This is a genomic window from Brucella anthropi (genome assembly GCF_046630315.1).
Lineage (GTDB): Bacteria > Pseudomonadota > Alphaproteobacteria > Rhizobiales > Rhizobiaceae > Brucella > Brucella anthropi_A.
Window position 1 is genome coordinate 18,400 of record NZ_LQBD01000006.1, and the last position, 12,713, is coordinate 31,112.

Genomic DNA, 12,713 nt, shown 5'->3' on the forward strand with positions numbered 1-12,713 from the left:
CCTCGCCTTTGTGCAATGCCCGTTATGAGGGTAGCTGGCTTCAGGCAAACACCATAGGGCAAGACGGATTCTGTTGGACGTGCAAACGATTAAGAACATCATTTCAAGTGCGGTGCCGGTGGAATCCAGGTCCTACCGCGATGCCATGAGCCATTATGCGGGCGCGGTGCAGATCGTCACGACGGCCGGCGGCGCGGGGCGACGCGGCCTGACGCTGACCGCCGCCTGCTCCGTGTCCGATAATCCGCCGACGATCCTCATCTGCCTGCAAAAGATCCATGAAGAAAACCGGCTGTTCATCGAAAACGGCGTTTTTGCCGTCAATACGCTTGCCGGGTCGCATCAGCAGCTTGCCGACGCTTTTTCGGGCCGCATCGGGCTGACGCAGGACGAACGCTTTGAACTGGCGCGCTGGGACGCGCTGGTGACGGGAGCGCCCGTGTTGCAGGGCGCGCTTGCCGCTTTCGATTGCCGGGTGGTCAGCGTGCAGGATCATTCCACGCATCACGTCCTTTTCGGGGAGGTGGTGGGCCTGCGGTCCCAATCCGATGATGAAGCGCTGATCTATCTCAACCGGCGCTATCATACGCTGGAGTTGTGATGCGAAGAGGCGGAGCAAGCGCCATTCTCGGCGCCATGGTGCTGTTTTGGGCGTCTTCCGCGTTCGGTGCAGGCCCGCTGCCCGCATTCAAGGACGATTATTTCGCCTATCCCGGCATTCTCGGCAGCGCCGACAATGGTGATTACAAGGTCATCGATTACAATGAGATGCGCGATATCAACGGGCGCGATGCGGTGCCCGAAAAGCGCGTGAAGGATGCCTATGTCTCGCTGAAAGCGCGCGCCTACCAGAAGGATGTCACCTTTCAGACGGCGGCAGGTCCGGTAAAGGCCATGACGGCGGGCAGGCGCGAGGGGGCTGCCTTTATCGTCATCTATCTGCATGGGCGGGGCGGCAATCGCCTGCAAGGGATGAATGATTTTACCTTCGGCGGCAATTTCAACCGCGTGAAGAACCTGGCGGCGCTGAATGGCGGTCTCTACATCACACCGGATTTCAAAGATTTTGCCGATGCGGGCGAGGCGCAGATTGCCGGGCTGATCGAGGCCGCAAGGGCATCGTCGCCCAACGCTCCGCTGATCCTGTCCTGCGGGTCGCAGGGCGGAACGCTGTGCTGGCGCATCGCCGCCGATGAACAGGCGGGAAGCGGGCTCGCAGGGCTCATTCTGCTGGGCTCGCTCTGGGACGATGATTTTTTCAAGTCGCCCGCGTTCAGAAAGCGCGTTCCGGTCTTTTTCGGGCATGGAAGCCGCGATCCGGTTTTTGCCATCGACAGGCAGGAGGCCTTCTACCGCGAGATACGCAAGCGCGCGCCCGGCTATCCGGTCCAGTTTCGACGGTTCGAAAGCGGCAATCACGGCACGCCGATCCGTATGTCGGACTGGCGTGAGATGCTGAACTGGATTCTTGCAAAACAGTGATGCCAGCCTGTGGATGCGAATCGAAATTCCGGCAATGTGACCTTCCTGCCACTCGACAATCGGGCAAAACAGAATAGTTATCGAACTTAAAATTTTACCTACTCAGCAGATCCTATGAGGTAGATCATGTACGGATGCGCCCGCACCGGAGCCCGTTTTCTAGCCATTGCCATGTTGGCCCCGCTTGCCGCCGCCTGCACGACGACTGTACCAACCTCGACAGCGACGCCGGGCAAGACCGATGCCCCGATCAGCGCGCCGACCATTTCGATGCCGCGCTTCACGCCGACCGTTTATGTCGATCCGGCGCTGGCGCAGCCATGCATCACCGCCGCCGCCAACAAATATTTCCTGCCGGAGCGCGTCATCTCCGCCGTCAATTCCCGTCCGGGTGCGGCAGGCGGCACGGATGTCGATCTGAAGGTCGATCTGCGCACGGCTGTCTGTCAGGTGAGCGCCAAGGGCGGCGTGCGCGCCGTTATCGACACATCGCCGAAAAGTGCGGATCAGGTTGCGGCCGAAGCCGCCGCCGCCAAGGCTGATGCCGCCGCCGCAGCCCAGCCGAAAAAGGCCAAGGCGAAGAAGAACTGATTCAATAATCAGTCCTAAATGGTTAAAAAGGCAGGGTTTTCCCTGCCTTTTTGTTTGTCATTTCTCCGGCTTTTCGCCGTACCAGCGCGGTGTGTAAACCCATTGCGTGCCATCGGGCTTTGCGAAGCTTTGCGTATGGGACGAGCCGACGATCACGACAGTTCGCATATCGACATCATCCGGCGTCAGCCTGCCGAGCGTGGTTGTGCGTGTCGTCTCCGCCGGTCTGCCTATGTCCCGTCCAAGGACAACCGGCGTATCAGGGGAACGATATTGGCGCAGTATCTCCAGTGCGCGGCCAAGCTGGTGCGGGCGCGCCCTTGAGATCGGATTATAGAACGCCATGGCGAAATCGGCCTCGGCCGCGAGCGCAAGACGTTTTTCGATGATTTCCCAGGGCTTCAGATTGTCCGAGAGTGAGATGATGCAGAAATCATGCCCCAGCGGCGCGCCGATGCGCGAGGCGGCGGCCATGGCCGCTGAAATGCCGGGCTGGATGACAAGCTCCACGCCGTGCCATGCGGGCTTGTCCGTTTCGTGCAGCGCCTCGATGATTGCCGCCGCCATGGCAAAGACACCGGGATCGCCGGAGGAAACCATCGCCACATCGCGGCCCGACGCGGCAAGCGCGAAAGCATGGCGCGCGCGCTGCATCTCCTCGCGATTGTCGGTCATGTGGATAGTCTGGTCGGCGCGGAAGGGGCGAAGGTTTTCCTCGGCCATCCGCACATAGGTCTCATAGCCCAGAATATCTTCCGCCTGTTCCAGTTCGCGCTGGACGGCGGGGGTCATCAGGTCACGCGATCCGGGCCCAAGGCCGATAACGACCAGCTTGCCGCGTTTTCGACCGACAAGCAGAACGTCTGCCGGTGTGGGGGCAATGGCGATGGCAAGCCCATTGCGCTTGATCAGTTCGACCGGCTGTTCCACCGAGCGAAGAACGATTTCACGCGCATCGGCTGCGTCCGCCACATAGCGCAGCGGAATATCGAGACTGGCCGCCGCCTGATGAAGTGCGGGAGAGGCGCAATCCCTCTCATGGGCGAGAAGCAATGCCAGAGACGGCCGGGCTATCCCGGCTTCGGCAAGCGCCGTTTCAATATCCTTCCCGATGTTATCGCCGATCGTCTCGACAGCAATGGCGACCGTGCGCGGATGGTAGGTCAGTTCGTTCGAGCGCGTTGGACGGATGTGGGGGCTGATGCTGATCGTCAGCGCGCCATCGTTGGCAAAAGGCAGTTTCGAATTCGCAAGCCAGCGCGATTTTCCGTCAAGCCGCAGCTTCTGCCCGGCAAGCAGGTTCGACATGAAGGTTTTGGCGTCGTCCGGGTTGGCAAGGGTCAGTTCGGCGGGCGGGTGCAGAAGGTTGATCCCGAACCGCAATTCGCCGGATGTGGTTATGGCGGGCGCGACTTCCAATGCCGCCGCGATCTGCCGGGCCATGTCGTTGACACCGGAAAGGCCACCCAGAAGCGGCACGACCGCGCTTCCATCTTCGGCGACGGCCAGAACCGGCGGTTCGAGGCGCTTGTTCTGCAAAAGCGGCGCGAGCGCCCGGATCACGATACCGGCCGCGCAAAGCGCAATGATGGGGCGACCTTCCTCATAAAACGACCGGACCGCATCGCCGAAATGCACGAATGTATTGTCGAGCGAGGCAACCCGGTTCTGGAGGCCGCATATATCGGCGTGTTCCAGTGCCGATGCGATGCGCCGCGCGGCGGGAACCGCTGCCTCACCCAGAACCAGAATCGCGGGGATCATGCGCCGTTCCATTTTTGCCCCGGAACCAGAATGATCGAGAAATAGGGGCAGTCGCCGCCATCGACTTCGGCAAGCGGCACAATGCGCTGGTTGGACATGGTGGCGCGCTCGACATAGAGCGCCCGGTCCATGAGACCAAGATCGCCGAGCACGGCGCGAACCTTGTCGAGGTTCTTGCCAAGCTTCATGATTGCCGCCGCGCCCGTATCCGCGAGCCGCCGCTTCAGTTCCTCCGCGCTCATGACGCCGGAGAGAACCGACAATGTCTGGTTGCGGTAGACCAGCGGTGCGCCCAGCACGGCGGAAGCGCCGAGGACGGAACAGATGCCGGGCACCACTTCCGTTTCATACCGGTCGGCAAGCCGGTCGTGAATATACATGAACGAGCCGTAGAAGAACGGATCGCCCTCCGCGATCACGGCCACATCCTGACCGCGATCGAGATGGCTGGCTATCGTGTTCGTTATCTCGCCATAAAAATCACGGACGATCTGCTCGTAATCCATATGTGCGGGGAGTTTTTCCGTCGTCACCGGATAGATGAGCGGCACCAGAACCTGTTCGGGTGAAAGATAGTCCTCGACGATTGCAAGGGCGTTGCCCTTCTTGCCCTTGGCGGCGTGATAGGCGACGACCGGCGCGCTTTTGAGAAGGCGGAGCGCCTTCAGCGTTATCAGTTCCGGGTCGCCGGGGCCGACGCCGAGGCCAAACAGTCTGCCTTTTGCCGCCATTATTCGCGCTCCGAAGCAAGCGCATTGACCGCTGCTGCCGTCATGGCGCTGCCGCCGCGCCTTCCGCGCACGATCACATAAGGCACGCCACGGCTGTTGGCGGCAAGCTCGTGCTTGGATTCCGCCGCGCCGACAAAGCCGACCGGCATGCCGATGATCAGCGCCGGTTTCGGCGCACCGGCATCCAGCAGTTCGAACAGGCGGAAGAGGGCGGTCGGTGCGTTGCCGATCGCCACCACGCTGTTGCCGAGATGCGGCAGCCAGAGGTCGAGCGCTGCGGCAGAGCGGGTATTGCCGATCTTTGCCGCAAGCCCTGGAACCGATGGATCGCCAAGCGTGCAGATCACCTCATTATTGGCGGGCAGGCGCGAGCGGGTAATGCCTTCGGCCACCATGCGCGCATCGCAGAGAATGGGCGCGCCTGCCAGCAGGGCATCGCGTCCGGCCTTGCCCGCACCTTCCGAGAAGGCGAGGTCATCGACCACATCCACCATGCCGCAGGCGTGAATGACACGGACCGCAAGCTTTTCCAGATCGGCGGGTATCCGGCGCAGATCGGCTTCGGCGCGGATAATGGCGAAAGACCGGTCGTAAATGGCCTGCCCGTCGCGGATATAGTCTGTCATAGGGACCACTCTAATCAGTGTCGGGCGTTCAGAAGGCGCGCCGCTTCGTCAATGGTGATATCCGTCGCCAATAGCTGCCCGAAACGCGATGGTCCAGTCCTGTCTTGTGCATAAAGATCATAGCGGCCTGCCGAGCGGGCCAGAAGCGTATGGGGGAGGGGTGCGAGCGCCGCGCATGATTTGGCGCATCCGGTGACGTGAACGGCGGTTGTTCCATGCGTCAAATGCGAGGCAAGTTCCTTGCCGTCCGCCTGGGTGTCGGCGAGCGCGGATGCGCAGCCATTCGACCCGGAACAGGCGCGCAGCCATGCATGCGGCGATCCGGGAGAGGTTTCGAGGCCAAGGGATCGCAATGTTTCGGTCATTTCACCAATCTGCGCCTCGTTCATAGAAGGCAGGATGACGCCCTGCCATGGCGTCAGCCGCAATTCGCGCTGTCCGTTGTCGGTGAGCTCTGCCAGCCCGATAAGCTGGTGCGGCGTCAGCCGTCCCAAGAGCGGCATGGCGCCGATATGGAATGATCCATCGGACTGCCGATGATGGCCGAGATGCGACAAGGATACAGGCGCCTTGCGCTTCCAGCCGGTTGCCGCGTGGATGGGGAAGGGCAGGTCTTGCGCCAGACCGGCCAGAAACGCCGCTGGCGGTGTGACTTCGAACAAATGTTTCATCCGCGCAAAACTGCCCTGGCGCAAAAAACGATGGAGCAGCGCTGCGATGAAGGGCAGGGCATGTGGTGCGGCAATGGCTCCCAGTGCCGGCCTGTCGGGAGAGGAAGCAAGGCCAAAGGCATAGGTTTCCCGGTCCATTGCCGAAAGCCAGATGTCGCCGGGATGGGAAATCATTGCGCAATCTTCGCCGCCGTCGATCTGGAACGAGAATTTGGGTGACAAGGCATGGAAAGTCCCATTCGACTGCAACATGGCGAGCAGCGATAATGCCAGTCCGGTGACATCGCCTGTCTGGCCGCGATCAATGCCGGCTGTGGGGCTGACCATCACATTGCGAACATCGTCCGCGCCGGGCGTATCCGCGCCGAGGCCGGCCTCGTGAAGTGCCGCCACCACATGATCCCAATGTCCGGGCGCAATGCCGCGCAACTGGATATTGCAGCGAATCGAAAGCTCTATCGCACCTGCATCGAAACGTTCGGCTATCGACGCCACCGCCCGCGCCTGATCGGCGGAAAGGCGGCCGAGCCTCAGTTTGATACGGGCAATGGCCCCATCTCTGGCCATGACCATGCGCGAGAGGCCGGGGCAGGCATTGCGCCGGTCGGGTCTTGTTGCTTCGGTCGGGCTGTTTTGCTGGCTCAACATAGTGGCCTTATACGCCTTGCCGCTTGCACTTGCTACTGCCCCGCCATACGAACAGGGAAAAGGAGCAGCGCGCATGGCACATTGGCTGACGGTGATCGGGATCGGCGAAGACGGATTGGACGGGCTTGGGAAAACCGCGCTCGCGGCGCTTGCTTCGGCCAGGGTCATTTTCGGCGGCAGGCGCCATCTGGATTTTCTGGGCGGCGAGATCAAGGCCGAGCGCGTGGCCTGGCCGTCGCCCTTCGACGAAGCTTTCGCGATGATTGAGGCGCGTCGCGGCCAGCCGGTCGTGGTGCTGGCAAGCGGCGATCCGATGTTCTTCGGCATCGGGGCATCGCTCTCCCGCCATTTTTCGCCGGAAGACATGCGCGTCCTGCCCCATCCCTCTGCTTTTTCATTGGCTGCGGCGCGGATGGGGTGGCCGCTTCAGGACGTGCGAACCGTCAGCGTTCATGGCCGTCCGTTTGAATTGCTGCTCCCGCATATCCTGCCGGGCGAGAGAATTCTCGTGCTTGGCAATGATGGTTCAACACCGGCAAAGGCGGCGGCAATGCTCAAGGAGAAGGGATTTGGCCAAAGCCTGATGACCGTGCTGGAGCACATGGGCGGTGCGAAGGAGCGCGGGATAGGGGGGAGAGCGGAAAACTGGCGGCATGAGCGATGCGCCGATCTGCATGTTCTGGCGATTGAATGTATGGCTGCGCCGGAAGCGAGCGTGTTTTCTCCCGTTGCCGGGCTGCCCGATGAGGCTTTCGAAAATGACGGGCAACTGACCAAGCGCGACATTCGTGCCGTCACCCTGTCGCGGTTGCAGCCCTTGCCGCGGCAACTGCTCTGGGATGTCGGCGCGGGGTGCGGATCGATCGGCATTGAATGGATGCGCGTTCACCCCTCCTGCCGTGCGATTGCCATCGAGGCCAACGAGCAACGGCAGGCGATGATCGAGCGCAATCGCGCGACATTGGGTGTTCCCGGATTGCAGCTGGTTAGGGGGGAAGCACCGTTCGCGCTGGAAGGGCTGGAAGCGCCGGACGCGATCTTCATCGGCGGGGGCGTAACGGATGATGGCGTGCTGGAAGCCTGCTGGGATGCCCTGAAGCCGGGCGGCAGGCTTGTCGCCAATGCCGTCACCCTGCAAAGCGAAATGCTGCTTTTCAACTGGCGCGAAAAATCCGGCGGAGAGTTGACGCGGCTTGGCGTCGCGCAGGCCGGGTCGCTCGGTTCCTTCGATGTCTGGCGGCAGGCGCTGCCCGTCACGATTTATTGCGGTTGCAAGCCTAAATGATGACTTGAATAGTCATGTTATATTCGGGTAAGGCTGGGGAAGATGTTTCCCAGAGGAGAACGGGGCATGTCCGAACTCGCCGCCAATACCCGCTTTGCGCTGACTAACGCCGGTCATGTGGTCGATCAGCTTCTCGACCATTTTGTCGAACATGCCGATGTGCATCGTCAGGGCAGCACGGCCAGGCTCGTGCTGAGCTTCGGTCGGGCGGATGTCGAATGGGACGATGAAACGGTCAGCGTCGACGTCAGAAGCGGGGACGAAACCGGCCTTGCCTATATGAAATATTCCATCGCCGAACATGTGCTGGAATTTCTCGACAAGGACAGCGCCAAACCGCAAATCATCTGGCAAGGCGATGGCGCTGCCGGGCTGCCGCTGCCCTATTTTCGCGAGATGCAGGTTGTTGCGGTGTCCAATGTTACGCCGCATATGCGCCGTGTTCGGCTGCAAGGCGAGAACCTGTTCCGCTTTTCGCAACTGGGCCTTCATATCCGCCTGCTGTTTCCGCCAAAAGGCCTGGCCAGGCCGCAATGGCCGGTGACGGGGGAGGATGGCCGTCCTGTCTGGCCGGATGGCGAAGCCAGGCTTGCGACGCGTGTTTATACGATCCGCAACATCGATGTCGAAGCCGGCTGGGTGGATATCGATATGGTCGTCCATGGCGATGATTGCGATGCGCCGGGTTCCGGCTGGGCGGTCAGCGCCCAGCCGGGCGATATTGTCGGCATGACGGGGCCGGGCGGCGGCGATGCGGGCGATGCGAAATGGTATCTGCTTGCAGGCGACGAAACTGCGCTGCCCGCCATCGGGCGCATTCTGGAGCGCCTGCCGGAAGGCACGCGGGCGGTCGTGCGTGTTGAAATCGGCAATGCTGCGGAAAAGCAGGAACTTGTCTCGCGCGCCGATGTCGATCTGCAATGGTTGAACCGCAACGGCGCGGAAGCCGGAACGACGACATTGCTGCAAGATGCCGTGCGCGCGGTCGAACTGCCGGAAGACGAAGACGATATTTATGTCTGGGCCGGTTGCGAGTTCAACGCGTTCCGGTCGATCCGCACCTATATGCGCAAGGAGCGCAATGTTCCGAAACATCGCCAGCTTATCGTCGCCTATTGGCGGCGCGGGCAGGATGCCGACATGCCGCGCAAGGCATCCGACGATTGATGCGAAAAAGGGGCCGCGCGGCCCCTTTTTTCCCATATCCTGAAACGGATCGCTTCTGTCCTATCTGCGGAAACCTTCGCTCGCCCGCATCAGGTTCTTCGTATAGTCGGCGTGGATATTGCCGCTGACGAGATCATCCGCCTGCAACTGTTCCACGACCTCACCATTGCGCATGACGGCAAGCCGGTCGCACATATGGGTAACGACGCCGAGATCGTGGCTGACCATGACGAAGGTAAGGTTACGGTCGCGGCGCACCTGTTCGAGCAGGTTCAACACTTCCGCCTGAACCGATGCGTCGAGCGCCGAGGTCGGTTCATCGAGCAGCAATATGCTGGGCTCGACGATCAGCGCGCGCGCTATGGCGATGCGCTGGCGCTGGCCGCCGGAAAGCTGGTGCGGATAGCGGAAGCGGAAGCCCGAGCCGAGGCCGACTTCATCGAGCGCCTTCACGATGCGCTGCTCCGTGTCGCCGACGCCATGGATGGCGAGCGGTTCCAGCAGCAGGCGGTCGACGGTCTGGCGCGGATGCAGCGAGCCATAGGGGTCCTGAAACACCATCTGGACGTTGCGATAGAATGCCTTGTCGCGCGGTGTCTTCAGCGCTTGCCCGTCGATGCGGATTTCGCCGTCCTCAACGGGGGCAAGCCCTGCGACCGCGCGCAGAAGCGTGGACTTGCCCGAACCGGATTCGCCCACAAGGCCGTAGGATTCGCCGCGCGCCACGTCGATGCTCACCGATTTCAGCGCATGGAAATGATCGAAATAAACGTCGATATTATCGACGCTCAGCGCAGATTCCGTGCTCATAATTTCCACGCCTCCTCACGCTGCAGGGTGGGGAGGGGATGGCGATCGGCTCCGATTTTCGGCATGCAGTTCAGCAATCCTTGCGTATAGGGGTGTTTTGCATGGGCGAGATCCCTGGCCGCGATTTCCTCCACGATCTTGCCCGCATACATCACGATGACGCGGTCGCAGAAGGATGAAACGAGGCGCAGATCGTGGCTGACGAAGATCAGCCCCATGCCGCGTTCGGCGACCAGCTTGTCCAGAATGCCGAGCACTTCAAGCTGCACCGTCACGTCGAGGGCCGAGGTCGGCTCGTCGGCGATCAGCATTTCGGGCTCCGCCACCAGCATCATGGCGATCATCACGCGCTGGCCCATGCCGCCGGAAACCTCGTGCGGATAAAGGCTCATGACACGCTCAGCATCGCGGATCTGCACGGCTTCCAGCATGGCGATGGAACGCTTGCGGATTTCCTCACCGCTGAATTTGCCGTGGGCCTTCAGCGTTTCGGCGATCTGCCTGCCGATGGTCATGACGGGATTGAGCGAATATTTCGGGTCCTGCAATACCATGGCGATGCGGCCGCCGCGCAAGGCACGGCGTTCGCGCGCCGAGGCGTTCAGAAGATCGATGCCGTCGAATTCGAGTTTTCTGGCGGTGATCTTCGCATGCGGCGGGGTCAGTCCCATGATGGCGCGCCCGGTCTGGGACTTGCCCGAACCGGATTCACCCACGATGCCGAGGCGCTCGCGGCCAAGCTCGAAGCTGACGCCGCGCACGGCCTCGATTGCGCCCGTGCGGGTCGGGAAGGTGACGCGCAGGTCTTCAACGGTCAGAAGCGGCTTCATTGGTTGTTCCCCCGCGGATCGAGCGCATCGCGCAGGCCATCGCCCAGAAGATTGAAGCCAAGGCTGACGATGAGGATCGCAATGCCCGGCATGGCGGCAACCCACCACTGGTCGAGAATGAAGCGGCGACCGGATGCGATCATCGCGCCCCATTCAGGCAATGGCGGCTGTGCGCCGAGGCCCAGGAAGCCAAGACCGGCGGCGGTCAGGATGATGCCCGCCATGTCGAGCGTCACACGCACGATCAGCGACGAGGTGCAGAGCGGCATGATGTGGCGCACCACGATGCGGATCGGCGAAGCGCCCATCAGGCGCACGGCGGAGATGTAATCCGAGTTGCGCACGGTCAGCGTTTCGGCGCGCGCAATACGCGCATAGGGCGGCCATGAGGTGATGGCGATGGCGATGATGGCATTTTCGATGCCCGGTCCGAGAGCCGCAACGAAGGCGAGCGCCAGGATGAGCTTCGGGAAGGCAAGGAAAATATCGGTAATGCGCATCAGCACCGCATCGACCCAACCACCGGCATAGCCCGCAACCGTGCCGACCAGAAGGCCGATCGGGGCTGCGATGATGGCCACCAGCAGCACCACATAGAGGGTGAGGCGCGAGCCATAGATCAGGCGCGAGAGAATATCGCGGCCCTGATCGTCGGTGCCGAGCAGGTAGCCGGGTGTTCCCGGCGGCAGAAGCCGCGCATTGGCGAGATCGCCGACGACCGGCGAATGCGGGGCCAGCACATCGGCCAGGGCGGCAACGACAAGCAGGCCGATGATGATGAGAAGGCCCAGAACCGCAAGCTTGTTGGCGGTGAACCGCCGCCACACCATATAGGCGCGGCCGAGGCGGGCCTGCGTGCGTGACTGCGGACGCTCGGTCAGCAGCCATTCACGCCATGAGAGGTTGGAACTGTCTGTCATCTGGCTCATCGTGCGCGCGTCCTTGGATCGAGAAGCCGATAGAGAAGATCGGACACGAGGTTGAGCGCGATAAAGACCGATCCGATGACGATGGTGCCACCGAGAACGGCATTCATATCAGCGTTCTGGAGTGAATTGGTGATGTAGAGGCCAAGGCCCGGCCAGGAGAAGATGGTTTCGGTCAGCACGGAACCCTCCAGAAGCCCGGCATAGGAAAGCGCGATCACGGTGACGAGCGGAACGGCGGCATTGCGCAGCGCATGGCCCCAGATGATGCGGCTTTCCGAAATGCCCTTGGCGCGCGCGGCAACGATATATTCCTGCTCCAGTTCGTTCAGCATAAAGGAACGGGTCATGCGGCTGATATAGGCAAGCGAGAAATAGCCGAGCAGAAACGACGGCAGGATGAGGTGGGAGACAATATCCTTCAGGGCCGGCCAGTCGCGCTGGAGGATCGCGTCGATCAGGTAGAAGCCGGTGATCGGGGTGAAGGTGTATTCGAATGTAATGTCGATGCGTCCGGGACCGGAAGTCCAGCCAAGCCGCGCATAGAAAATCAGCAGCGCCAGCATTCCGAGCCAGAAGATCGGCACCGAATAGCCGACAAGGCCGATCACGCGCACGATCTGGTCCACGATGCTGCCGCGCTTGACGGCGGCGAGAACCCCAAGCGGGATGCCGAACACGGCGCCGATGATCGTGCCGACGGTGGCGAGTTCCATCGTCGCCGGGAAAACGCGGCGAATGTCGGTCATGACCGGATTGGTCGTGAGCACGGAAGTGCCGAAATCGCCTTGCAGCACGCCCTTCACGTAAAGGAAGAACTGCTGGTAATAGGGCAGGTTGAAGCCCATTTCCTCCCGCACGCGGGCCACGACATGCGCAGGCGCGCGGTCGCCGACGATGGCAAGCACCGGGTCGATCGGCACCACGCGGCCAATGAAGAAGGTGACGGCCAGAAGGCCCAGATAGGTCGTGACGACGATGAGCAGAAAACTGCCTATCGACGCGGCAAGGGCCGTTGAACGCCGTGGCGCCCGCCTTACCTTTTTGGTGGTTCCAGTGTTACTCAATGTTCTGACCGCTTCCGATAATGAGAGCGTTTCGGAACGGGAACCGGTCCGACGCCTCAGTCATCTTTGCTTGAAAAGCTCTGGAGCGGCTTTCCATTCTGATTCAGAAAACCGC

General features: G+C 61.6%; 13 protein-coding genes. 5 read left to right on the top strand and 8 right to left on the bottom strand.

From position 1 onward, the window contains the following. Positions 1-79 precede the first annotated feature (79 nt). From AVM02_RS04175 to AVM02_RS04185, 3 genes are all read left to right on the top strand, one after another. Entirely contained in the window at positions 80-601 is a 522-nt protein-coding gene (locus AVM02_RS04175) for a flavin reductase (RefSeq protein WP_411505764.1), read from the top strand. Further along, positions 601-1,482, top strand: a complete 882-nt coding sequence (locus AVM02_RS04180) for an alpha/beta hydrolase (protein ID WP_411505765.1) — start codon at positions 601-603, stop codon at positions 1,480-1,482. Before AVM02_RS04175 ends, AVM02_RS04180 begins: the two co-directional genes overlap by 1 nt. Before the next feature lie 126 nt (positions 1,483-1,608). Then, positions 1,609-2,073, top strand: coding sequence for a hypothetical protein (locus AVM02_RS04185; RefSeq protein WP_411505766.1), 465 nt, complete (start codon positions 1,609-1,611; stop codon positions 2,071-2,073). 57 nt (positions 2,074-2,130) lie between these two features. On the opposite strand, the gene cobJ is transcribed toward AVM02_RS04185, so the two are convergent. The 4 genes from cobJ to cobG are packed head-to-tail and all read right to left on the bottom strand — an operon-like array spanning position 2,131 to position 6,513. Further along, positions 2,131-3,837 (bottom strand): precorrin-3B C(17)-methyltransferase, encoded by a 1,707-nt coding sequence (gene cobJ / locus AVM02_RS04190; RefSeq protein ID WP_411505767.1) that lies wholly within the window; start codon positions 3,835-3,837, stop codon positions 2,131-2,133. Beyond that, positions 3,834-4,568: a precorrin-2 C(20)-methyltransferase gene (locus tag AVM02_RS04195; protein ID WP_411505768.1), complete on the bottom strand. Its 735-nt coding sequence runs from the start codon at positions 4,566-4,568 to the stop codon at positions 3,834-3,836. The genes cobJ and AVM02_RS04195 overlap by 4 nt, the downstream gene beginning before the upstream one ends. After that, on the bottom strand, positions 4,568-5,194 hold the full coding sequence (locus tag AVM02_RS04200; protein WP_411505769.1) for a precorrin-8X methylmutase: 627 nt from the start codon (positions 5,192-5,194) through the stop codon (positions 4,568-4,570). The genes AVM02_RS04195 and AVM02_RS04200 overlap by 1 nt, the downstream gene beginning before the upstream one ends. A 14-nt stretch (positions 5,195-5,208) precedes the next feature. Beyond that, positions 5,209-6,513 carry a precorrin-3B synthase gene (gene cobG / locus AVM02_RS04205; protein ID WP_411505770.1) on the bottom strand — a complete coding sequence of 435 codons (1,305 nt, stop codon included), beginning with the start codon at positions 6,511-6,513 and terminating at the stop codon, positions 5,209-5,211. A 73-nt stretch (positions 6,514-6,586) separates the two neighbouring features. Here cobG and cbiE point away from each other — a divergent pair, with 73 nt between their 5' ends. Beyond that, positions 6,587-7,798, top strand: a complete 1,212-nt coding sequence (cbiE, locus tag AVM02_RS04210; RefSeq protein ID WP_411505771.1) for a precorrin-6y C5,15-methyltransferase (decarboxylating) subunit CbiE — start codon at positions 6,587-6,589, stop codon at positions 7,796-7,798. 66 nt (positions 7,799-7,864) lie between these two features. Continuing rightward, positions 7,865-8,965 carry a DUF2218 domain-containing protein gene (locus AVM02_RS04215; protein WP_411505772.1) on the top strand — a complete coding sequence of 367 codons (1,101 nt, stop codon included), beginning with the start codon at positions 7,865-7,867 and terminating at the stop codon, positions 8,963-8,965. Positions 8,966-9,025: 60 nt separating this feature from the next. Here AVM02_RS04215 and AVM02_RS04220 read toward each other — a convergent pair whose 3' ends face one another. From AVM02_RS04220 to AVM02_RS04235, 4 genes are read right to left on the bottom strand one after another with little or no spacing between them, the layout of a single operon-like run. Beyond that, positions 9,026-9,775, bottom strand: coding sequence for an ABC transporter ATP-binding protein (locus AVM02_RS04220; RefSeq protein WP_411505773.1), 750 nt, complete (start codon positions 9,773-9,775; stop codon positions 9,026-9,028). Continuing rightward, a complete protein-coding gene (locus tag AVM02_RS04225; protein ID WP_411505774.1) occupies positions 9,772-10,605 on the bottom strand; it encodes an ABC transporter ATP-binding protein in 834 nt (277 codons plus the stop codon). The genes AVM02_RS04220 and AVM02_RS04225 overlap by 4 nt, the downstream gene beginning before the upstream one ends. Further along, positions 10,602-11,534, bottom strand: a complete 933-nt coding sequence (locus tag AVM02_RS04230; protein WP_411505775.1) for an ABC transporter permease — start codon at positions 11,532-11,534, stop codon at positions 10,602-10,604. The genes AVM02_RS04225 and AVM02_RS04230 overlap by 4 nt, the downstream gene beginning before the upstream one ends. Beyond that, entirely contained in the window at positions 11,531-12,598 is a 1,068-nt protein-coding gene (locus tag AVM02_RS04235; RefSeq protein WP_411505776.1) for an ABC transporter permease, read from the bottom strand. The genes AVM02_RS04230 and AVM02_RS04235 overlap by 4 nt, the downstream gene beginning before the upstream one ends. Positions 12,599-12,713: the final 115 nt, after the last annotated feature.

Bases quoted from the DNA above. Each gene is read 5' to 3' on its own strand.
- AVM02_RS04180 (WP_411505765.1), top strand. From the start codon at position 601: ATGCGAAGAGGCGGAGCAAGCGCCATTCTCGGCGCCATGGTGCTGTTT.
- AVM02_RS04185 (WP_411505766.1), top strand. From the start codon at position 1,609: ATGTACGGATGCGCCCGCACCGGAGCCCGTTTTCTAGCCATTGCCATG.
- cobJ (WP_411505767.1), bottom strand. From the start codon at position 3,837: ATGATCCCCGCGATTCTGGTTCTGGGTGAGGCAGCGGTTCCCGCCGCG.
- AVM02_RS04195 (WP_411505768.1), bottom strand. From the start codon at position 4,568: ATGGCGGCAAAAGGCAGACTGTTTGGCCTCGGCGTCGGCCCCGGCGAC.
- AVM02_RS04200 (WP_411505769.1), bottom strand. From the start codon at position 5,194: ATGACAGACTATATCCGCGACGGGCAGGCCATTTACGACCGGTCTTTC.
- cobG (WP_411505770.1), bottom strand. From the start codon at position 6,513: ATGTTGAGCCAGCAAAACAGCCCGACCGAAGCAACAAGACCCGACCGG.
- cbiE (WP_411505771.1), top strand. From the start codon at position 6,587: ATGGCACATTGGCTGACGGTGATCGGGATCGGCGAAGACGGATTGGAC.
- AVM02_RS04215 (WP_411505772.1), top strand. From the start codon at position 7,865: ATGTCCGAACTCGCCGCCAATACCCGCTTTGCGCTGACTAACGCCGGT.
- AVM02_RS04220 (WP_411505773.1), bottom strand. From the start codon at position 9,775: ATGAGCACGGAATCTGCGCTGAGCGTCGATAATATCGACGTTTATTTC.
- AVM02_RS04225 (WP_411505774.1), bottom strand. From the start codon at position 10,605: ATGAAGCCGCTTCTGACCGTTGAAGACCTGCGCGTCACCTTCCCGACC.
- AVM02_RS04230 (WP_411505775.1), bottom strand. From the start codon at position 11,534: ATGAGCCAGATGACAGACAGTTCCAACCTCTCATGGCGTGAATGGCTG.